The sequence below is a fragment of the Shewanella polaris genome, from assembly GCF_006385555.1.
GTDB classification, from domain to species: Bacteria; Pseudomonadota; Gammaproteobacteria; order Enterobacterales; family Shewanellaceae; genus Shewanella; species Shewanella polaris.
On sequence record NZ_CP041036.1, the window covers coordinates 3,607,412 to 3,630,898 of the forward strand.

The 23,487-nt window shown below is 44.2% G+C and carries 14 protein-coding genes, 3 rRNA genes and 1 riboswitch; of the genes, 2 read left to right on the plus strand and 15 right to left on the minus strand.

Going from position 1 to position 23,487, the window contains the following annotated elements; translation table 11 throughout:
• Window positions 1–10 precede the first annotated feature (10 nt).
• Window positions 11–367: a winged helix-turn-helix transcriptional regulator gene (locus tag FH971_RS15640; protein ID WP_137226066.1), complete on the plus strand. Its 357-nt coding sequence runs from the start codon at window positions 11–13 to the stop codon at window positions 365–367.
• A 243-nt stretch (window positions 368–610) separates the two neighbouring features.
• Here FH971_RS15640 and cobO read toward each other — a convergent pair whose 3' ends face one another.
• The 8 genes from cobO to FH971_RS15680 form a co-directional block, all read right to left on the minus strand.
• A complete protein-coding gene (cobO, locus tag FH971_RS15645) occupies window positions 611–1,249 on the minus strand; it encodes a cob(I)yrinic acid a,c-diamide adenosyltransferase (RefSeq protein WP_137226020.1) in 639 nt (212 codons plus the stop codon).
• Window positions 1,246–2,808, minus strand: a complete 1,563-nt coding sequence (locus tag FH971_RS15650; RefSeq protein ID WP_140234941.1) for a cobyric acid synthase — start codon at window positions 2,806–2,808, stop codon at window positions 1,246–1,248. The genes cobO and FH971_RS15650 overlap by 4 nt, the downstream gene beginning before the upstream one ends.
• Window positions 2,808–3,338 carry a bifunctional adenosylcobinamide kinase/adenosylcobinamide-phosphate guanylyltransferase gene (cobU, locus tag FH971_RS15655; RefSeq protein WP_140234942.1) on the minus strand — a complete coding sequence of 177 codons (531 nt, stop codon included), beginning with the start codon at window positions 3,336–3,338 and terminating at the stop codon, window positions 2,808–2,810. The genes FH971_RS15650 and cobU overlap by 1 nt, the downstream gene beginning before the upstream one ends.
• Window positions 3,338–4,123, minus strand: a complete 786-nt coding sequence (locus tag FH971_RS15660; protein WP_137226014.1) for an adenosylcobinamide-GDP ribazoletransferase — start codon at window positions 4,121–4,123, stop codon at window positions 3,338–3,340. Before FH971_RS15660 ends, cobU begins: the two co-directional genes overlap by 1 nt.
• A 9-nt stretch (window positions 4,124–4,132) precedes the next feature.
• Window positions 4,133–5,188: a nicotinate-nucleotide--dimethylbenzimidazole phosphoribosyltransferase gene (gene cobT / locus FH971_RS15665; protein ID WP_140234943.1), complete on the minus strand. Its 1,056-nt coding sequence runs from the start codon at window positions 5,186–5,188 to the stop codon at window positions 4,133–4,135.
• Window positions 5,189–5,298: 110 nt separating this feature from the next.
• A complete protein-coding gene (locus FH971_RS15670) occupies window positions 5,299–6,405 on the minus strand; it encodes a FecCD family ABC transporter permease (protein ID WP_140234944.1) in 1,107 nt (368 codons plus the stop codon).
• Window positions 6,398–7,207, minus strand: coding sequence for an ABC transporter ATP-binding protein (locus FH971_RS15675; RefSeq protein WP_140234945.1), 810 nt, complete (start codon window positions 7,205–7,207; stop codon window positions 6,398–6,400). The genes FH971_RS15670 and FH971_RS15675 overlap by 8 nt, the downstream gene beginning before the upstream one ends.
• 79 nt (window positions 7,208–7,286) lie before the next feature.
• A riboswitch (cobalamin riboswitch) is annotated at window positions 7,287–7,410 on the minus strand.
• A 120-nt stretch (window positions 7,411–7,530) separates the two neighbouring features.
• A complete protein-coding gene (locus FH971_RS15680; protein WP_167496039.1) occupies window positions 7,531–8,229 on the minus strand; it encodes a histidine phosphatase family protein in 699 nt (232 codons plus the stop codon).
• 402 nt (window positions 8,230–8,631) lie between these two features.
• On the opposite strand from FH971_RS15680, the gene metH reads away from it, so the two are divergent.
• A complete protein-coding gene (gene metH / locus FH971_RS15685; protein ID WP_140234947.1) occupies window positions 8,632–12,348 on the plus strand; it encodes a methionine synthase in 3,717 nt (1,238 codons plus the stop codon).
• 196 nt (window positions 12,349–12,544) lie between these two features.
• On the opposite strand, the gene FH971_RS15690 is transcribed toward metH, so the two are convergent.
• The 7 genes from FH971_RS15690 to FH971_RS15720 form a co-directional block, all read right to left on the minus strand.
• Entirely contained in the window at window positions 12,545–12,991 is a 447-nt protein-coding gene (locus FH971_RS15690; RefSeq protein ID WP_140234948.1) for a DUF3465 domain-containing protein, read from the minus strand.
• Between the two features lie 94 nt (window positions 12,992–13,085).
• On the minus strand, window positions 13,086–13,508 hold the full coding sequence (gene trxC / locus FH971_RS15695; protein WP_137226000.1) for a thioredoxin TrxC: 423 nt from the start codon (window positions 13,506–13,508) through the stop codon (window positions 13,086–13,088).
• A gap of 209 nt (window positions 13,509–13,717) precedes the next feature.
• On the minus strand, window positions 13,718–15,004 hold the full coding sequence (locus FH971_RS15700; RefSeq protein WP_140234949.1) for an acetyl-CoA hydrolase/transferase family protein: 1,287 nt from the start codon (window positions 15,002–15,004) through the stop codon (window positions 13,718–13,720).
• Between the two features lie 757 nt (window positions 15,005–15,761).
• Window positions 15,762–17,390, minus strand: coding sequence for a methyl-accepting chemotaxis protein (locus tag FH971_RS15705; protein WP_140234950.1), 1,629 nt, complete (start codon window positions 17,388–17,390; stop codon window positions 15,762–15,764).
• Between the two features lie 541 nt (window positions 17,391–17,931).
• Window positions 17,932–18,047: ribosomal RNA gene (gene rrf / locus FH971_RS15710) — 5S ribosomal RNA — on the minus strand.
• Between the two features lie 211 nt (window positions 18,048–18,258).
• Window positions 18,259–21,163: ribosomal RNA gene (locus FH971_RS15715) — 23S ribosomal RNA — on the minus strand.
• Between the two features lie 521 nt (window positions 21,164–21,684).
• A 16S ribosomal RNA gene (locus FH971_RS15720) occupies window positions 21,685–23,227 on the minus strand.
• The 16S, 23S and 5S rRNA genes sit together here, the layout of an rRNA operon.
• Window positions 23,228–23,487: the final 260 nt, after the last annotated feature.

Consider the following 23,487-nt stretch of genomic DNA (forward strand, 5'->3'; position numbering starts at 1 on the left):
GGTTGGATTAATGAAAACTAAAATTGAAACAATGACTAACGGTCAAAAAAAAGTTATCAATGCTTGTGCTGAACCCTGCTCGGTCGAGCGCGGTATGCGTGTATTAGGCGGTAAATGGAAAGCATCCATTTTATGGCACCTGCAAGATGGCCCAGTACGATTTAATGATTTATCGCGCATGCTAGGCGGGGCAAGTAAAAAAATGGTCGACCAACGCCTTAAAGAATTAGAAGCCCAAGGGTTAGTGACTCGTCATGTGATTAGTGATCGTCCTATTGCGGTGTCTTATGCTATAACCGATTTTGGCCGCACAGCCTTAGACATTTTAGAACGCTTAAAAGATTGGGCTGATGAATACGTTGTTTAGCAAAGTACTATGGTCTGTTACTCACCATAAAGATACTGATGAAACATTAGCAAAAAGTATGCGCTAAGCTTTGAACGCCTTGAAACAAAATGGCGAATTAGAAAAAATCACCGCTCGTTAGTTTGTCCCTCATGTTAATTCTGTGGTCACAGACCAATAGCGGTAATATTTAACGTCATTGAGCAATCAATTTAGTACTAACAATATCGCAGCGCCCAAGCGATATTGTCTACTAATTAAAATTTAATAATCAAAGCCTAACTGCGCTTTAATACCTTCGTTAAACGCATGTTTAATCGGTTGTACTTCGCTCACCGTATCGGCTAATTCAATGATGTCACGGTGACAAGCTCGGCCAGTAATAATAACGTGTTGCATCGCAGGGCGATTTCTTAAAGCCGTTAATACCCGTTCAAGTTCGATATAGTGGTAACTCACCATGTAAGTTAATTCATCTAACAAAACCATGTTAATCGATTCATCTTTAAGTAACTTTTCAGCTTCAAGCCAAGCTTCCATTGCTGCTTGAGTGTCTTTTTCTTTGTCTTGAGTTTCCCAAGTAAAACCTGTGCCCATGACATGAAATGGCACACCTGCACCCTCAAGTAAATTACGCTCGCCGCACGCCCAAGTACCTTTAATAAATTGTACTACTGCGGCTTTATGTCCATGGCCTACAGCGCGAGTAATCGAACCAAAACCAGAGGTTGATTTGCCTTTACCGTTACCAGTTAATACTAACAAAATGCCTTTTTCGTCTTGTGCGGCGGCAATTTTGGCATCCACCCCCACTTTGACTTTCTGCTGGCGGGCTTTATGACGTTCAGCTTTGCTTGCGTCAATAGCGTTATCTTGTTCAGTGTCGTGGTTATCAGTTGTCATGCAATTAATCCTTTCAGTGTGTTCATGTCCAAATGCGCTTCTAATACGTCGGCAAGACGATTTAGTTGCTGCTCGCGGATTTGGTTAATATCAATATGCTGCGCGTTGGTTAACCCTGCCCAGCCTAATATGAGTTGGCACGCTTGGGGGCTGTCAAACAAGCCGTGTATATATGTTGCTAAAATTTGTTGGTCATTACTCAGTAAGCCGTCGAGTTTCGCCTCCGGCAACGGTTGATCGGCCACATGTTTAATCAACATGGGTTGCGTTAGGTCACCTTGAGTGAGTGAAGACTCACCACAATGAATTTCATAGCCACTAAACTCGGCCTGCTGGTCTTGTAAGCGTAAGTGACCCCTTACTTGAGTTAAGGTTTTACTAACCGTTAATACGGTAGTAATAGGCAATAGGCCCAATCCGTCACTGCAACCAGCGTTATCTTCAATGCCTAAAGGGTCATCAATAAGCTCACCCATCATTTGATAACCGCCACAAATACCGATGACTTTACCGCCGTAACGTAAATGATGTTTGAGCTTAATATCCCAACCTTGCTGACGCATAAAAGCTAAATCCGCACGGACATTTTTACTGCCAGGCAAAATGATGATATCGGCGTGAGGCCACACCGCCGAACTAGCATCGCTTTGCATGCTCACATAATGAAAATCAATTTGTGGATGTAAGCGCAGCGGATCAAAGTCGGTGTGATTACTGATCCTCGGGTACACTAAAACCAATACAGTTAACCTAGCGGATGTGTCTGTTAATGGATTAATGGGCGTGTCAATTAATGCATCTTCAGCATCTAGATGTAAGTCGTGTAAATACGGTAGCACGCCCAATACTGGTTTATTGGTGTATTGTTCAAGCCAATCAATACCCGGCTGTAATAAGCTCATATCGCCTCGAAAACGATTAATCACAAAGCCTTTAACCCGCGCTTGCTCATTTGGACTTAACAGCGCTAACGTACCCACCAGATGGGCAAATACGCCACCTTTATCAATGTCAGCAATAATGATCACTGGGCAATCGGCTACTTCGGCAAAGCCCATATTGGCAATATCACCTTCACGTAAATTGATTTCGGCAGGACTACCCGCGCCCTCTATCACCACCAATGAGTATTGCTGTTGCAAGCGCCTGTAAGATTGCATTACCGCCGCCAAAGCTAAGGTTTTATAGCCTTGGCTCTGTGGACCAAAAAAAGCCTTGGCTTCTAATGTGGTTAACGCTTTACCGTGAATAATGACTTGGGCACCAGTATCTGAACTTGGTTTCAATAATACGGGATTAAAATCGGTATGAGGAGGAAGGTTACACGCAAAGGCTTGTAGTGCTTGGGCGCGGCCAATTTCGCCACCATCGACAGTAACCGCACTGTTTAACGCCATATTTTGTGGTTTAAAAGGTGCTACATTGACGTGTTGCCGGGAAAATACTCGGCATAGTCCAGCAACCAGTGTACTTTTACCCGCATCAGAAGTGGTGCCTTGTACCATTAATGCGCCATACAATTGTGGAATGGTTGAAGATTGATCGTCAGCCAATGACATTATGCTTTTAAGACCAAAGGCAGCCCAGCGACCACCAAAGTAACTTGATCAGATATCGCCGCTACGGCTTGATTGAGCCAACCGGCTTCATCAACAAAACGGCGATTTAACTCACCCATAGGAACAATGCCAGAGCCCACTTCATTGCTGACTAACACCACATGGCTTTGTAATGCAGACAAACTGTCGATGAATAATGACTTTTGGCTGGCCCACGAGGCGCCATCATTTAATAATAAGTGGTTGGTTAATAATAAGGTCAGGCAATCAAGCAATATCACTTGTTGTGGTTTATCTATTGCCACTAATGTTTGGGCAATATCGTAAGCTTGTTCGTGCAATGTCCAGCTATGGGCGCTGGACATACGGTCTTGTTGGTGTTGATTAATACGCTCAGACATTTCATCGTCTAATGCTGTTGCTGTGGCTAAGTAAACACATGAATAACCAATAGCAGCGTATTCCGCCACACATTGTTCTGCATATCGACTTTTACCACTGCGCGCACCGCCCAACACCAAATGAATCATCAGCTTATCCCAACCGCTAAAATTACCAGATAACAACACACTTCACTAATTTGCTGTGCTGCGCCTAAGGTGTCGCCAGTATAACCACCAATTTGTTTACGGAAAAAACCGCCCAATAAAATACGCGCCAACCATAAGCCAATAAACAACACAAAAGCGACGACACCATTAAGCCATAACAACACAAAAATACCACTGGCAAGTAAAATAAGTAAGTCGTTTAACTGTTGATTTTCCGCCATTGGTTTCGACTTGCTGCTGTCGTCGTCGCGCACATATTGCCCACTAAAAATTAAGCTACCAGACACAACGCGACTGAGAGTATGACCCACTATAAGCGCACTTACCGCAGCCATTGGGCTATATAATGCTAACTCAACTAACAATTGCCATTTCAGTACTAGCACCAACACTAACGCTAAAGCACCATAACTGCCTAAGCGCGAATCTTTCATAATTCGCAGTTTATCTTCTACCGTCCAACCACCACCAAAGCCGTCTGCTGTGTCAGCTAAACCGTCCTCATGAAAGCCTCCGGTCACTAATACACCCGCCACCATTGCTAGCAAAATCGCAATGCTCGCTGGTAAAATAAGCTGCGCGAGCCAAAAAACCAACGCACTTATTAAGCCTATGACTAAACCGACCAAGCCAAAATAACGGCTAGCTTTGTTCAGCTCGTCACTGTCTATCATTACCCATGATGGAACAGGGATCCGAGTAAAAAAACTCAACGCCACAAAAAATAAATTTAACTGCCGCAACCATTTTATCTCGCCAGACATTTTATTCCTTTAAACCACATTATTAACGCCAGCATCATCAAAACTGGCCATTTGATTGTAAAAATTCACCGCAGCGTGAATTAACGGTAACGCTAACGCAGCACCTGTACCCTCTCCAAGTCTTAAACCCAGCGACAGCAATGGAGTTGCTTGTAACTGTTTTAAAAGAAGCTTATGTCCCTGCTCTTGCGACTCATGAGCAAAGACTAAATAATCTCTTGCTTGTGGAAATAATGTTACCGCAACTAATGCAGCAGCAGTAGCGATAAAACCATCTATTAGCACTAATATTTTTTGTTCCGCAGCAGCCAAAATTGCCCCAGTCATTTGCACAATTTCAAACCCACCTACATGTGCCAAAATAGCCTCAGGAGACACTAGTTCATGTTGATGTAAATCAAGCGCTTGGTTAATTAATTTGGTTTTGATTACCAAGGTGGCATCGTCTATTCCAGTGCCTCGACCAACACATTGTTCAACATTGATATTAAGCATAGCTGACATTACCGCTGTCGCGGCAGATGTGTTGCCAATACCCATTTCACCCAAGGCAATAATATTGCAACCAGCATCAACATGACGGCTAACCAAGTGACGTGCAAGCTCAAACCCCAATGCGACTTTTTCAAGCGACATTGCGGCAGTCAAATGCATTGCATTAGTGCCCGCGCCTAAGCGCTGATCAATCACTTTGGCTTGGTCTGTTAGTGGCTGTAATATTCCACAATCAATTATCTCCAGCTCAAAACCCACTTGGCGACAAAACACATTAATTGCCGCACCACCTTGAACAAAATTTTGTACCATTTGTGTGGTGACTTCGCTAGGTGCAATCGAAACACCGAAAGCAGCAATACCATGGTCGGCAGCAAACACCAACATGGTCGGTTTTTTAATTTGCAGTGGTGTACTTAAAAGGTGTTGATTACCACTGTGCTGCACCCGAGCGATCTGTAATGCCAACGATTCAAGTTGCCCTAACGCCCCTAACGGTTTGGTTTTTTGATTAATCTTATGCTGAATATTATCATCAACTTTAGGGTTAATAGGTTCTATCACAAACATCACAACTCCAATAACTTGTGCAAATACATTTCAACATAATGTGCATCACAGTCCATATAAAAGTACTTAATAAAGTGCTTATCACTATTCACATTCGAATGTCTAAAGGATTAACGGCGCTGGCGCAAAATAAACAAGAAAAATACACTGCCTAATGCGGCTGTAATAATACCGACTGGCAGTTCTTGATTGCCTAAAATACATCGGGCTATCACGTCAATCCACACCATAAATAAGCCGCCCAACATCGCGGTTAAGATCATCGGCTGACGCCCAGAAAACAATAACCTAACAGTGTGAGGGATCATCAACCCCACAAAACCAATACCGCCACAAGTCGCCACCAACATCGCGGTGATCAGTGAACACAGTAACAACATACTTAAGCGCAATTTAGCGACATTAATCCCTAACGTATGAGCGGTTTCATCACCCGCTTGCAGCGCCATAATTTGCCGCCTAAATGCCAACATAATCAATAAACTAATCCCAACTGTCACACTGGGTAACAGTAAGTTAGACCAACTGGCTTTGGCAAAACTGCCTAAACTCCAAAATAACACTGAGGCTGCAGCCTGTGGGCTAGAAAAATACAACAGTAAGCTGGTCAATGCGCCAAATAAAAACGAGGTCGCCACGCCAGACAACAACATACGTTCAACTTGGCTTGTTCGGCCAGAACCAGACAAAATAAACACAATCAACACCGACAAACTCGCACCGATAAATGCTCCAATCGGTATACTTAATGTCGACCAAGACCACCAAGGTTGTGCCGTAAAGCTTGGGGCTATGGTCAATGCACCTGAAAACAGCTGCGCAAACACCCCTGTTTGACTGAATAATGACACCACCAATACCGCACCAAATGACGCTCCCGAGCTAATGCCAAATAAATAGGGATCGGCTAACGGGTTACGGGTCACGGTTTGTAACACACTGCCTGCAATAGACAACCCAGCGCCAGCCACAAATGCCAATAAAATCCGCGGTAAGCGTAATTCAAGCACAATACGTTGGGTTAATTTAATCCCTTGATCGCTGCCATTAGTCGAACTCGGTACATCACCACTTAATAAACTATTAAAACTCATTAATACGTCATTAAGATGAATATTAGCGGCACCAAAACTTGCGGCAAATATCGGGGTGAGCAGCGTGATAAAAACCAATAAACTGAAATAAATATAATATCGACGTTGTGATGCATCAATCATGATCAGGGCATCCTTTTTGACTTGGCTGGTAGCCATAAAAATAACTGATCAGGGGTTTACCATGTTGTGGATGAAGATTGATGTCGCAGCACACACCAAATACCTCACTAATTTGTAGCTCTGTGAGGACTTCTATTGGGGTACCTTTAGCAATTAACTGGCCGTGATCGAGCAGCAATAATTTATCGCACATCGCACTGGCTAAATTCAGATCATGGATTGACGCAATAACACTAATGCCTAATGATTTGACCAGTTCAAGAATCTGAATCTGATAGCGAATATCCAAATGATTGGTCGGTTCATCTAAAATAAGAATGTGCGGTTGTTGCACAATAGCGCGGGCAATCAATGCACGTTGCTTTTCGCCGCCAGATAACAGTTCATACTGTTGCAGTGCTTTTTGTTGTAATCCCACTTTGGTTAATGCACTTAACACACGCTCACGGTCTTGGGCAGTGTTAGCGTCAAATAAGCCTTTATGCGGTGTCAGCCCCATCGCCACTAACTGCTCGGTAGTCATATCAAAATAATGAGGAGTATCTTGTTGCACCACGGCAATGTTCTGCGCTAACAACTTAGAGGAATATTCACTGATGGGTTTAGAGAAAATATCAATATCGCCGCTGGTCGGCACAATATAACGATACAAACAGCGCAACAAACTAGACTTACCTGCACCATTGGGGCCAATTATCCCTAGCATTTGACCTTTAGGCAAACTGAAATGAATGTCCGCCAAAATCGTTTTATTATCAACTTGCCAAAAAAGATGATTTACATCTAGTACAAATTCAGACATGTAAGTTAACCCGCCATGTCCATTTAATTAACACAAACATCTATTTAATAACTCCCCTAAGTTACCCGCTTAGGCATGGATATTGAGGCGATTCAAAGCTGGTATCTGACTTATGCACCCAAAATATATCATTGGTACATCTACAGTTGCGGGTACAGTTTGGGCTTATCCCAATTCCCAATACCTTGAAAAGCACTATTATTTTGAAACTATGATCTTAAAAACCCTTAACTTAACACTCTTAACTTAACGCTATGATTTTGAAAGAATGATCATCATTATGATACTGCAACGACTAAGCAATGGCACTAAAGCAATCACGATTAAGCATTAGGCCAATGTAATCTAAAACTCACTTTAGCAGGCTTACTCTCCATTGCCGTTGGCTGAGAACGGTCAATAATATCAACATCGTCAGGCCAATAAACATCGAGCACCATAATAGCAGCATAGGGGATCGCTAGGTTAGCGAATAATCCGCTACATTGGCCGGCATTAAGCACATATCCCATAATGCATCTAATTACGCCACCATGGGTCACCACCAATGCTTGTGGAATTGATTCGTCAGCTTCATCTGTCTTATTCAACACTGGCTGTAAACAGGCTGCAACCTCAATTAGTCCTTGTTGTACCCGCTCTGCAAAATCGACCACACTTTCGCCCTTTTCGGGGGTGTTTTCAACATTCCATGGATCCCGCCAATAGGCATCAAATTGGCTTGGGCTTTTATGATAAATTTTATCAAATGCTTGGCCATCCCATACGCCAAAGTTTATCTCTTGCAAAGCTGGCACCAGCTTTAGCGGCACGGTTAATTGTTGCGATAAGCTTGCGGCAAAGGTTTTACAGCGCACTAAAGGCGAACTAAAAATATGGCTTATTGGGTGCGTGACACGAGCAAAGGCTTGGCGCATTTGTTCGTGGCCTTGCGCCGTTAATGGCACATCAATTTGACCACGAGCGATTTCACCACCTTCACACTCACCGTGACGTAAAAACACTATCTTGGCTTGTTTCATTTGCATAAACCTCAACTCAGGGTATCAAACAGTGATTTTGCGTTGCTAACAAATGGCAAATTTGAGATCACTTGGGGTCATCATTCTGATGTTAACTTACCTTTTAAGCCAAATTGAGCTTAATTCAGTCTTGCTCTGGCAGTAAAATTTCGCGTACTATGGACGTCTATACGTTTATATGTCCAAAATACTATCTTAAAAGGTAAGCATTTAGAAGATAATCATTGTAAGCAACAATTGTACGCGACTATTCTATCTAAGACTGATAGTGATAGTTGTATACAACACTTGTACACCGCACTTGTACACAACAATGATGTTATCGCCCTACTATTGTAAAAATAAGGGTATGCTTATCTCAATCAAGGTATCAAGCAACATAGTGATAAAAAGGTAACTGTTATGGCGAAATCGACTTCTTACAGTCAAACACTTAAACAACTTAATGCATTGTTAGCGCAGCGTATTGTGATTTTAGATGGCGCTATGGGCACCATGATCCAAGACTATAAGTTGGAAGAAGAAGATTATCGTGGCGAGCGTTTTAAAGATTGGCATTGCGATGTTAAAGGCAACAATGACTTATTAGTACTCAGCCAACCGCAAATCATTAAAGATATTCATACTCAGTACCTGTTAAACGGTGCCGACATTATTGAAACCAACACCTTTAATGCCACCACCATTGCCATGGCCGACTACGACATGCAGTCACTGGCCGCTGAAATTAACCTTGCTGGAGCCCAAGTCGCCCGCCAAGCAGCAGATGAAGTAGCTGCGCAAACTGGTTCGCCACGTTATGTTGCCGGTGTATTAGGTCCAACCAACCGTACCTGTTCTATCAGTCCAGACGTTAACGACCCTGGGTTTCGTAATGTCAGTTTCGACCAATTAGTTGAAGCTTATGTCGAATCAACCAGCGCCTTAATTGAAGGCGGCGCCGATATCATTATGGTTGAAACCATTTTTGATACCTTAAACGCCAAAGCCGCCCTGTTCGCGATTGAAAAAGTATTCGATCAACTTGGCGATCGCTTACCAGTAATGATCTCTGGCACTATTACCGACGCATCAGGCCGCACACTAACCGGCCAAACAACCGAAGCCTTTTATAACTCTTTACGCCACATCAAGCCGTTATCGATTGGCCTTAACTGCGCCCTTGGACCAAAAGAGTTGCGTCCGTACGTTGAAGAATTGTCACGTATTGCCGAATGTTATGTCTCTGCCCACCCAAATGCTGGCTTACCTAATGAATTTGGTGGCTATGATGAAACCCCAGAAGAAATGGCCGAAGTCATTAATCAATGGGCGCAAGAAGGCATGCTTAATATTGTCGGTGGCTGTTGTGGTAGTACACCCAATCACATTAGTGCCATTCGTGAAGCAGTGCTCCGACACGAACCAAGACAGATCCCAGATCTTCCAGTCGCGTGTCGTTTATCTGGCCTAGAACCACTTACCATTGATAAAAACTCGTTATTTGTGAATGTCGGCGAGCGCGCAAACGTGACTGGTTCGGCCAAGTTTTTACGCTTAATTAAAGAAGAAAAGTTTGAAGAAGCGTTAGATGTCGTGCGCGAGCAGGTTGAAAACGGCGCGCAAATTATCGACGTCAACATGGACGAAGGTATGCTTGATGGCGTGGCGTCAATGGCGAAGTTTTTAAACTTAATCGCCTCTGAGCCCGATATCTCTCGCGTGCCAATCATGATTGACTCATCAAAATGGGAAGTGATTGAAGCCGGCCTTAAATGCGTTCAAGGCAAGTCGATTGTAAACTCTATTTCGATGAAAGAAGGCGAAGCCAAATTTATCGAACAAGCCACCTTAGTGAAACGCTATGGCGCTGCCGCCATTGTCATGGCCTTTGACGAAGACGGCCAAGCCGATACACGTGAACGTAAAACCCAAATTTGTACCCGTGCTTATCGTATTTTGGTCGATGTTGTCGGCTTTCCACCAGAAGACATTATTTTCGACCCTAACATTTTCGCCATTGCCACCGGTATTGATGAACACGACAACTATGCAGTCGACTTTATCGAAGCCATTAAAGACATCAAAGCCACCTTGCCACACGCGATGATCTCCGGTGGCGTGTCTAACGTGTCATTCTCGTTCCGTGGTAACAACCCAGTACGCGAAGCTATTCACGCGGTGTTTTTATACCATGCCATTCAAGCAGGCATGGACATGGGTATTGTTAACGCAGGTCAGTTAGCCATATACGATGATATTGACCCAGAGCTCAAAAAACGGGTTGAAAACGTAGTCCAAAACTTACCTTGCCCGGTTGCCGACTCAAGTAACACCGAACAACTACTCGACATCGCTGAAAGCTTTAGAGGTGATGGCTCACAAGTGGCCAAAAAAGAAGACTTAGCATGGCGCAGTTGGCCGGTATCCAAACGCTTATCGCACGCATTGGTTAAAGGCATTACCGAATTTATTGATGAAGACACCGAAGCTGCCCGCCAAGAAGCCGTGCGTCCGCTCGATGTTATCGAAGGGTCGTTAATGGACGGCATGAACGTGGTCGGCGACTTATTTGGCGCGGGCAAAATGTTCTTACCGCAAGTGGTTAAATCGGCTCGGGTAATGAAAAAAGCCGTCGCTTACCTTAATCCTTATATCGAACTCGAAAAGGTTGCTGGCCAGTCAAACGGGCGAATTTTAATGGTCACCGTAAAAGGTGATGTGCATGACATAGGTAAAAATATCGTTGGTGTGGTACTTGCCTGTAACGGCTACGAAGTGGTCGATCTTGGGGTAATGGTTTCGGTCGATAAAATTCTCGATGCAGTAAAAGAGCATAATATCGACATCATCGGCATGTCAGGTTTAATCACTCCAAGCTTGGATGAAATGGTTCACAACGTGAAAACCTTCCACCGTGAAGGCTTAACCATCCCTGCAATTATTGGTGGGGCAACCTGCTCTAAAATTCATACTGCGGTAAAAATAGCACCGCATTATCCACACGGTGCCATTTACATTGCCGATGCATCACGTGCAGTGCCTATGGTGTCGAAACTGATTAACAACGAAACACGTCAAGCCACCATCGACGAAGCCTACGCAGAATACGATATGATGCGTGAAAAACGTTTGTCGCAAACCAAGCGTAAAACCATAGTATCGATTGAAGCTGCGCGTGAAAACCGTTGCAAACACGACTGGGACAGCTACACCCCATTTACACCTAATGTATTAGGCCGCCAAGTGTTTGATGACTACCCACTAGAAGACTTAGTTGAACGTATCGATTGGACACCGTTCTTTAGAAGCTGGGAGCTGCACGGTCATTACCCAGAAATTTTAAACGACAAAGTCGTTGGCGAAGAAGCGGTTAAATTATTTGCCGATGGCCAAGCAATGCTGAAGCAAATTATTGCTGAAAAGTGGCTTACCGCCAAAGCAGTAATCGGTTTATTCCCAGCCAATACCGTCAACCATGACGACATTGAACTGTATACCGATGAAAGCCGCACCACATTGGAAATGACCACTCATCATCTTCGTATGCAGCTTGAACGTGTCGGTAACGACAACTTCTGTTTATCAGACTTTGTTGCACCAAAAGATTCAGGCGTTGCTGATTACATGGGCGGTTTTGCAGTGACAACGGGTCACGGTATTGATGAACATGTTGCCCGCTTTGAAGCCAATCACGATGACTACAACGCGATTATGCTCAAATGCTTAGCCGACCGTTTAGCCGAAGCTTTCGCCGAGCGCATGCACGAACGTGTTCGTAAAGAGTTTTGGGGTTATGCTGCGGATGAAGTACTCGACAATGAAGCGTTAATTCGCGAACGTTATAAAGGCATTCGCCCTGCACCAGGTTACCCAGCATGCCCAGACCACACTGAAAAAGGTTTGTTATGGGATTTACTCAAACCCGATGAAATGATTGATTTAAACATCACCGAAAGCTTTGCCATGTACCCAACGGCTGCGGTATCTGGCTGGTACTTTGCCCATCCGAAATCACGCTATTTTGGTGTGACCAATATTGGTAAAGATCAGGTTGAAGATTATGCACAGCGTAAAGGCATGACATTGGAAGAAGCTGAGCGATGGTTGGCACCAATATTGGATTATGATCCAGAATAGAGAGCGGCCCTGAATAAAGAGTACTCCCAATTAGAGAGTGATTAAAAATAAAGAGTAACCTTGAGTCATCACGGTTACTCTTTTTTATGTCCAAACTTCGTTTGGATTAAGATCACAAGGTTCCTCTCTCATGGATCACTCAACCAGATTGTTGCCCGAGAACTTTGAGTTGTTTGGATACTATTAAAACTGCGGTTTATTGATAAGTGCTGCCATTGTGTTTTAACCAGCCGCCTGGGTGTTGTCCGCGTGGATCGTGATGAGTCCAATGGATGACGCCACCTTTGTTATTAAATTCATAAACACCGTAAAACTCGACCGTATCGCCAACATTTAGGCCATCTATACGTGATGCTAAATCAATATTATGGGCAACGAGTAAGGTGGTTCCGCTGGCTATTTTCAAAATAAATCGTTGGTGGCGACTGCCTTTTAGATCATCGGCGAGCACTTTTATCACCTCACCAGCCCCAGCTACCTGAGCATTACTCTGTTGATTATCAATGGCATTTTGTAACGCACTATCACTGCTAGCGGTATAGCCAGCATAAACGTTTTGTACAATTTGAGTAGTTTGACCCTTTTTATCCAAAAAGCCAAATATCGCGAGACCAAGTAAACAGATAACTAGGATTTTTTTCATGTTTATCAATTCCTTTTAAACAACAATCAAAATAAAGCTAAACAAAAACGCGATAGTTTATCGCGTTTTTAATGAGTAATCTAAAGTCTAAAATCTATTTAATCGACTCTAGCCATTGGTTAAATGATGATGCAGGCATAGCACCTGATTGCTGTGCAAGCACTTTGCCTTGTTTAAATACCATCAAAGTCGGAATAGATCGGATATTAAATTGCCCAGCTAAGGCTTGTTGTTCTTCGGTATTAAGTTTACCAAAACGGAATTTGGGTTCCCATTTTTTAGCTGATTGAGCAAACACCGGAGCAAAGTTTTTACACGGACCGCACCAGCTGGCCCAAAAATCTACCACTAATGGTAGCTCTGATTTATTAGCATGGTGGCTAAAATTGGCAGCTGTTAACTCTATCGGTTCACCAACAAACAGACTCTTTTTGCATTTTCCACAAGTAGGTTGTTGTTCAAGACGTTCTTCAGGAATACGATTTAACGTATCGCAATGGGGGCAAGCTATAATCATGATTAGACCTCATCAACTTCATTATTGAGACTCTTTAATCATAAACCTTGTTGGTGTGTTAAACGAATAATCGTTTAATTTATTTATCGCTTTTTGGACTATGGCCGCCAATGTCATGACCGCTGGCCATAAAAACATAGTCAATCCATACAAGCTTAATTCCGGCTCGTAAACCTTACCTGAATGACAAGATTAATCAACAACAGTACTTAAACCTTAAGTCGCCACATCTCAAAGGTTTCTTGGCAAAGCTGTTCCCTAAACTTAGGATGAGCAATATCGATAAGAGCACGAGCTCGTTCTCGTAACGATTTACCGCGTAAATAAGCGGTTCCGTACTCGGTAACAATATAGTGTACATGTGCACGAGTTGTTACCACGCCAGCGCCTGGCGATAATACTGTGGCAATCCGCGACATGGTGCCATTAGCCGCAGTACTGGGTAATGCGATGACAGATCGGCCGCCTTCAGAAAGACCTGCCCCGCGTATAAAGTCCATCTGGCCACCTACACCTGAGTATATTTGAGTACCCAATGAATCAGCACACACTTGCCCTGAAATATCGACCTGTAACGCTGAGTTTATCGACATCACATTAGGGTTTTTACGGATAATCGCTGTGTCATTAACCTGCTCAATATCCATGAATATCACCGAAGGATTGTCATCAACAAAGTCATAAAGTCGTTGGCTACCCAAAGCAAAGCCTGTCACAGTCTTACCGGGATGTACTTTCTTACGACTATTATTGATCACGCCAAGCTCGACCAGATTAAGCACGCCATCAGAAAATAGCTCAGTGTGAACGCCTAAATCATTATGTTTGGTTAAACACCCCAATACAGCATCTGGAATGGCGCCAATACCCATCTGTAAGCAAGCGCCATCAAGTACTAATTTGGCCACATTCTGGCCGATGGCCAAGCTTATCGCATCGCTTGGGGCGAATAGATGTTGTGGTAAAGGCATGCTCTGTTCATACACGGCTGCGAACTTATTGTAATGAATAAAACCATCACCATGGGTGCGAGGCATCATGGGATTAATGTGAGCAATAATTTTACCCGCCATTTGGCAGGCCGCTAAAGTTGCCTCAACCGATATACCTAACGAACAGATACCATGTTTATCTGGCGGGGAAACTTGAATGATGGCGGTGTCGATATGCTGTTCGCCAGAACGAAACAACTTGGGCACCTCAGAGAGGAAAATCGGCACATAATCGGCATCACCTTGTTGTAACAACGAACGCGTGGGTGTGCCAGCAAAGAAACAGCGATGGCGAATATGATCCCTTAAACGGGGATCACTTAGCGACTCAGCCCCTTCTGTGTGTAGCTGCAATAATGTTAAACCATGCTTAGTTAATGCATGTTCGGCTAACGCGTCGAGTAGCATTGTTGGTGTAGCCCCCATGGAGTGAGTCCACAAGGTTTCACCACTTTCAATTAACGATACGGCTTCTAATGCAGTGCTACAAATAATTGGTTTCATTAATATTACTCAAGGTCATTAAGCTATTTGTAGTGTAAGGGTTAAATTAACGTTTTAATAGCGTTAACAACATACACTATGAGCTAAAACATAGAGTTGAGATATAGAGTCTTTACAGAGCATTATTTAAAACCAATTCCACTAATTATCTGGTCATTCAGCTGGAATTCTGTGCCTTCTAGGCAAGTAATAGGATTGTAGGCATAGTTGCTCTCGGCAACTGCTCCTGCGTTGCTCTACCTCCTGCATCCATGCAGTCGTACGTCAAAATGCTATTAAGCAGCATAGAAGGCACAGAAACCCGCCTTGCAGGAGACGCTCAGACAGTCCATTTCTTTGTTGCATTGTTTTAAAAGGGAATAACCATTGTTTCAACAATGCGCCTCAAACTGAACAGTCTGAGCGACTCTGATTGGTCACATAATTAATGGAAATGGTATAAATAATAAATGAGACATAAATGGTGTTAGCTTCAGTTAATCAAAACGGCTCTATAAGATTAATATAATATTGTGGATATTATGCTTAAAAAGGTGAAAACCTGCAGGCCAATGATCTTACTAGCTTTAAGCCTTGCTAGCTTGTTTTGATGAGTGAAGCGGTATTTTGCCTGTTATCTGCGCATCACATGGAGTATTCAGTCTGATGGTGTGGATGCAATTAATCACTAATAACAAAACATCATCATGAAATCAGATAGTACTAGGAAATAAAATGGGAGGACTGAGAATTATCTCAGCCCTCATCAATGAAAACCTTAAGCAATTTTGAATGTAGCCACTTGTTGTTGCATCGATTGAGCAAGTGATTGTAAGTCATCGACTGAATGAGTCAGTTTTTCTGTCGCAGCGGATGAGGCTTGAGTAATATCATTTATGGTGATGATACTTTTATTGATGCTCTCCGCCACATAAGATTGCTCTTCTGCCGCTGTAGCAATTTGAGTATTCAGTTCATTGATGCTGTCGACCGAGGTGACAATGTCACTTAGCACTGAACCAGCACTATTTGTTTTATCATTGGCATTGTTTACTAAAATTAAACCTTCATCCATTGAAGAGACGGCAAGAACAACACTTTGTTGGAGTTCATCAATCATGGTTTCAATTTGCAGGGTTGATTCTTGAGTTCGCTTAGCTAACGTTCGCACTTCATCGGCAACAACAGCAAAACCTCTCCCTTGCTCACCTGCTCTGGCAGCCTCAATAGCAGCGTTTAACGCTAAAAGGTTGGTCTGCTCAGCAATGCCTTTAATAACATTCAATACCTGACCAATATTTTGGCTTTCTTTAGCTAGATGAGATATTACCTCAGCAGTTTTACCAATTTGGCTAGATAATTGCGACATACTGTCTATTGAATGCTGAACAATGACATTACCATTTTCAGCATGACCATTGGCTTGTCTGGCTTTTTCTGCGGCAAAATTAGTACTTTGAACCACTTCGGCCACTGTCGCTGTCATTTCGTTCATAGCGGTTGCGGTTTGCTCTGACTCATCTTGCTGCTGCAGCATTCTATGATTAGTTTCTTCGGTGAAACGTTGCAACTCTCCTGAGGAAATATTAATAGTATTAGCGGCATCTGTAATAGATTCAATAATGTTTCTGAGATGCGTGATCACTCCTGTAAGGCTCGTTGAGATCATCCCTAACTCATCATCGTTATAAGGAGTAAACACTTGGGTTAAATCTGAATTTTGTTTAATGAGCTTAAGCTTCATCAAAATGTCAGTCACTGGCATCATAACGCTGCGTAGTACCCATATTGTTAACACGACACTGATAACGACGGCGCAAAACGTGAAGAAAATAAATAACTTGACCGATGATTGGTATATGTCTTGGGTTAATCGCCATTCATCGCCTGCGACATTAATTTGCAATGACACTAATTCGGCAATTTTACCGCTAATGGGATCTATTACGCCGTATAAAGGCATAATGTCATCAGCCAATTGACCTGTAATATCTCCAGACATTTTCTGTAGTTTGTTGATGAGAAAATCAATTTTTTCATCCGCGGGGCCAAACATATCATTGGCTTCTATACTAAGTTGGCTTTCTTTGGGGGTTAACTGAGTGGCTAAATATTTTTTCCACAGTGTATCAATATTACTTTTTGCACTTATTAATGTCTCAGCAGCATCTTGTGCGGTTGAGCCGCCAGCATTGGCTTTGTTTATTGCATCAATGACTAAGACAGCATAGTCATCACCAATGATTTTTAAATCTTCTAACGGTACAACCCGATCAGAATAAATCCTCATCACTCCATCTTCGATTTTTCCCATCATGTTGACAGCGATGCCACAAATCACAATGAGAATAACTAATGGAATTAACGAACTAATGAGCATTTTTTGTTTTATTTTAAAATTAAGCATAATATTCCGCCAAGTAAAAATGATTAAACTACAAAGCTCTATCAATCCTTAGAGGAACTTTACAATATGACTTTATGGTGTGATTTACAGTATATTCAAGAGATTCCCACTAACACTATATTAACAAAAAAACTATACAATAATGAGTAACTGTATTCAATACTGTAAATACTATAAAAACCATTTATGCTTTATATGTCACATTAGAAAAACCAAAATCATTACTCACGGTTATTTAATAAGATTGGGATGATATTTGGTTTGATCGAATATTGACCACACTGCCAGTATATTTCGCCTAGTGAGCACATTGATAAACATCAAATTGCAGACGTAAAAAAGCCCGCTATATAATAGCGGGCTGTCTCACGACTCTTTCAAGTCAATTAGGCGCCTAAAAATAACCTATTTCACATGGGCATATCGGCCACACAAACATGATGTTCAGATAAACCAAGCCATAATATCAACAAATAACAGACGTAAAAAAGCCCGCTACATAATAGCGGGCTGTCTCACGACTCTTTCAAGTCAATTAGGCGCCTGGAAATGACCTACTCTCACATGGGGAGACCCCACACTACCATCGGCGATACTGTGTTTCACTTCTGAGTTCGGAATGGGATCAGGTGGTGCCACAGCTCTATGGTTTCCAGACAAATTTTGCTTATCTAACGCATTATTCTTGATGCATTAAATAATAATTCGAAAAGCTGATTATGCTTTATTAAAGCGTACTTGAGTCTCTCACACTGCTTAAGCGCTCTATTCTAACACTAAGGTCATGCTCCCTTTAGTACGACCTCCATGGAAGGAGGAAGTGCTAGAAAATGTCGGGAACATTTTCAGTAAAACCCATCTGGGTTGTATGGTTAAGCCTCACGGGTCATTAGTACAAGTTAGCTCAACGCCTCACAACGCTTACACACCTTGCCTATCAACGTAGTAGTCTCCTACGGCCCTTTAGAGAGCTTAAAGCTCTAGGGATGACTCATCTTAGGACTCGCTTCCCGCTTAGATGCTTTCAGCGGTTATCGATTCCGAACGTAGCTACCGGGCAATGCTATTGGCATAACAACCCGAACACCAGCGGTTCGTCCACTCCGGTCCTCTCGTACTAGGAGCAGCTTCCTTCAATCATCCAACGCCCACGGCAGATAGGGACCGAACTGTCTCACGACGTTCTGAACCCAGCTCGCGTACCACTTTAAATGGCGAACAGCCATACCCTTGGGACCGACTTCAGCCCCAGGATGTGATGAGCCGACATCGAGGTGCCAAACACCGCCGTCGATATGAACTCTTGGGCGGTATCAGCCTGTTATCCCCGGAGTACCTTTTATCCGTTGAGCGATGGCCCTTCCATTCAGAACCACCGGATCACTATGACCTACTTTCGTACCTGCTCGACGTGTATGTCTCGCAGTTAAGCTGGCTTATGCCATTGCACTAACCGTACGATGTCCGACCGTACTTAGCCAACCTTCGTGCTCCTCCGTTACTCTTTGGGAGGAGACCGCCCCAGTCAAACTACCCACCAGGCACTGTCCCGAACCCCGATAAGGGGCCGCGGTTAGAACATCAAAACTACAAGGGTGGTATTTCAAGATTGACTCCACTCTGACTAGCGTCAAAGTTTCAAAGTCTCCCACCTATCCTACACATGTAGGTTCAATGTTCAGTGCCAAGCTATAGTAAAGGTTCACGGGGTCTTTCCGTCTAGCCGCGGGTATACGGCATCTTCACCGCAATTTCAACTTCACTGAGTCTCGGCTGGAGACAGCGTGGCCATCATTACGCCATTCGTGCAGGTCGGAACTTACCCGACAAGGAATTTCGCTACCTTAGGACCGTTATAGTTACGGCCGCCGTTTACCGGGGCTTCGATCATGAGCTTCTCCGAAGATAACCCAATCAATTAACCTTCCGGCACCGGGCAGGCGTCATACCGTATACGTCATCTTGCGATTTTGCACAGTACTGTGTTTTTGATAAACAGTTGCAGCCACCTGGTATCTGCGACTGCCGTCAGCTTAGGGAGCAAGTCCCATCACCGACAGCAGCGTACCTTCTCCCGAAGTTACGGTACCATTTTGCCTAGTTCCTTCAGCCGAGTTCTCTCAAGCGCCTTGGTATTCTCTACCCGACCACCTGTGTCGGTTTGGGGTACGATTTCTACTAACCTGAAGCTTAGAAGATTTTCCTGGAAGCATGGCATCAACTACTTCATCACCTTAGTGACTCGTCATCAGCTCTCAACCTGTACATTTAAGTACGTATTCCCGGATTTGCCTAAGAATACAGCCTACTACCTTAAACGCGGACTACCAACGCCGCGCTAGCCTAGCCTTCTCCGTCTCTCCATCGCAGTTAGCAGAAGTACAGAAATATTAATCTGTTTCCCATCGATTACGCCTTTCGGCCTCACCTTAGGGGTCGACTCACCCTGCCCCGATTAACGTTGGACAGGAACCCTTGGTCTTTCGGCGAGGGAGTTTTTCACTCCCTTTATCGTTACTCATGTCAGCATTCGCACTTCTGATACGTCCAGTGTGGGTTACCCCTTCACCTTCAACCGCTTACAGAACGCTCCTCTACCGCGCACACCTAATGGCATGCACCCGTAGCTTCGGTGGTATGTTTAGCCCCGTTAAATCTTCCGCGCAGGCCGACTCGACTAGTGAGCTATTACGCTTTCTTTAAATGATGGCTGCTTCTAAGCCAACATCCTAGCTGTCTAAGCCTTCCCACATCGTTTCCCACTTAACATACACTTTGGGACCTTAGCTGACGGTCTGGGTTGTTTCCCTTTTGACAACGGACGTTAGCACCCGCTGTCTGTCTCCCGAGTAGTACTCATTGGTATTCGGAGTTTGCAAAGGGTTGGTAAGTCGGGATGACCCCCTAGCCTTAACAGTGCTCTACCCCCAATGGTATTCGCTCGAGGCGCTACCTAAATAGCTTTCGAGGAGAACCAGATATCTCCGAGTTTGATTGGCCTTTCACCCCCAGCCACAAGTCATCCGCTCATTTTTCAACATAAGTCGGTTCGGTCCTCCAGTTGATGTTACTCAACCTTCAACCTGCCCATGGCTAGATCACTCGGTTTCGGGTCTACGCCTTGCAACTAAACGCGCAGTTAACACTCGGTTTCCCTACGGCTCCGCTATTCGCTTAACCTCGCTACAAAACGTAAGTCGCTGACCCATTATACAAAAGGTACGCAGTCACGGTCTCAAGAACCGCTCCCACTGCTTGTACGTACACGGTTTCAGGTTCTATTTCACTCCCCTCACAGGGGTTCTTTTCGCCTTTCCCTCACGGTACTGGTTCACTATCGGTCAGTCAGGAGTATTTAGCCTTGGAGGATGGTCCCCCCATATTCAAACAGGATGTCACGTGTCCCGCCTTACTCGTTTTCATCTATGGTTAGTTTTCATGTACGGGGCTATCACCCTGTGCCGCTGAGCTTTCCAACTCATTCCACTAACACCCCATAGACTTAAGGGCTAATCCCCGTTCGCTCGCCGCTACTAGGGGAATCTCGGTTGATTTCTTTTCCTCCGGGTACTTAGATGTTTCAGTTCCCCGGGTTTGCCTCACTACACTATGTATTCATGTAGTGATAACAGCTTATGCTGCTGGGTTTCCCCATTCGGATATCGTTAGCTCAAATGCTTATTACTAGCTCGCCAACGCTTTTCGCAAGTTATTACGTCCTTCATCGCCTCTGACTGCCAAGGCATCCACCGTATACGCTTGGTCACTTAACCATACAACCCAAATGAGTCTTTCTTTTTTCGCTTGTTACTCATCACGCTGTCGTTATTGTGAATCTCATTCGTCAGTCATGTAGCGCTGCTACACTTCTTTCTCATTCGCTTCACGGCTTAGACACCGTTTCGATTAACTGCGCTTACCTTTTGAATAAACAAATGATAAGAAAAACAGGGTCGTATTATGACCAGCTGGTTTTTACTTGTCTCACCTCCAGGGTAGGAAGTGGACTCGCCTTAGTTTTTAGAATATTCAAGACACTTAAACAGTGTTTTGAGAACTCAAGATACTGATACTTTCGCATCAGTATTATTTTTCGCACTAACGTAATCACACAAACGACAACGAATTATCATCTATGCGCCTTTAGTTAGTACTATCAGCTTTCCAAATTGTTAAAGAACAATGCTAACCGGCTTGCGGCGCATTTCACTCTACTTCCGAAGAAGTTAACAAGTAATCTGTGTGAACACTCACATGCATTGCTGCACTTTAGGTATTGAGTTAGTCGTATAGGTAAGGAGGTGATCCAGCCCCAGGTTCCCCTAGGGCTACCTTGTTACGACTTCACCCCAGTCATGAACCACAAAGTGGTGAGCGTTCTCCCGAAGGTTAAACTACCCACTTCTTTTGCAGCCCACTCCCATGGTGTGACGGGCGGTGTGTACAAGGCCCGGGAACGTATTCACCGTAGCATTCTGATCTACGATTACTAGCGATTCCGACTTCATGGAGTCGAGTTGCAGACTCCAATCCGGACTACGACGTACTTTGTGAGATTAGCTCCACCTCGCGGCTTTGCAACCCTCTGTATACGCCATTGTAGCACGTGTGTAGCCCTACTCGTAAGGGCCATGATGACTTGACGTCGTCCCCACCTTCCTCCGGTTTATCACCGGCAGTCTCCCTAGAGTTCCCACCATTACGTGCTGGCAAATAAGGATAGGGGTTGCGCTCGTTGCGGGACTTAACCCAACATTTCACAACACGAGCTGACGACAGCCATGCAGCACCTGTCTCACAGTTCCCAAAGGCACACCAGAATCTCTTCCGGCTTCTGTGGATGTCAAGAGTAGGTAAGGTTCTTCGCGTTGCATCGAATTAAACCACATGCTCCACCGCTTGTGCGGGCCCCCGTCAATTCATTTGAGTTTTAACCTTGCGGCCGTACTCCCCAGGCGGTCTACTTAATGCGTTAGCTTGGGAGCCCAGTGACTAAGTCACCAAACTCCGAGTAGACATCGTTTACGGCGTGGACTACCAGGGTATCTAATCCTGTTTGCTCCCCACGCTTTCGTACATGAGCGTCAGTCTTTGTCCAGGGGGCCGCCTTCGCCACCGGTATTCCTTCAGATCTCTACGCATTTCACCGCTACACCTGAAATTCTACCCCCCTCTACAAGACTCTAGTTCACCAGTTCTAAATGCAATTCCCAGGTTGAGCCCGGGGATTTCACATCTAGCTTAATGAACCGCCTGCGTACGCTTTACGCCCAGTAATTCCGATTAACGCTCGGACCCCTCGTATTACCGCGGCTGCTGGCACGAAGTTAGCCGGTCCTTCTTCTGTAGGTAACGTCACAGCAGCGTGCTATTAACACGCTACCTTTCCTCCCTACTGAAAGTGCTTTACAACCCGAAGGCCTTCTTCACACACGCGGCATGGCTGCATCAGGGTTCCCCCCATTGTGCAATATTCCCCACTGCTGCCTCCCGTAGGAGTCTGGGCCGTGTCTCAGTCCCAGTGTGGCTGATCATCCTCTCAGAACAGCTAGGGATCGTCGCCTTGGTGAGCCATTACCTCACCAACTAGCTAATCCCACCTAGGTTCATCCAATCGCGAAAGGCCCGAAGGTCCCCTCCTTTCCCCCGTAGGGCGTATGCGGTATTAGCAGTCGTTTCCAACTGTTATCCCCCTCGACTGGGCAGATCCCTAGGCATTACTCACCCGTCCGCCGCTCGTCAGCAAAGTAGCAAGCTACTTTCTGTTACCGCTCGACTTGCATGTGTTAGGCCTGCCGCCAGCGTTCAATCTGAGCCATGATCAAACTCTTCAATTAAAGTTTTTTGAAATACTCGGTTAGGAATATCTCGGCTCAATGAATTCTGATTTACACCCTATAAACTCGGAAGAATCTATAAAATGCTTGTTACATATTGCTATGAACATTCATCGTTGCATTGAGTTGAAATTTTTTGATTGCCAACATTCCGAAGAACAGAAGACAATTTCGAATAACTCAATACCTGTGAATGTCCACACAGATTTCTTGTTTAAATTGTTAAAGAACGTTGCTCACTATGAAGAAGTTTAAGTCTT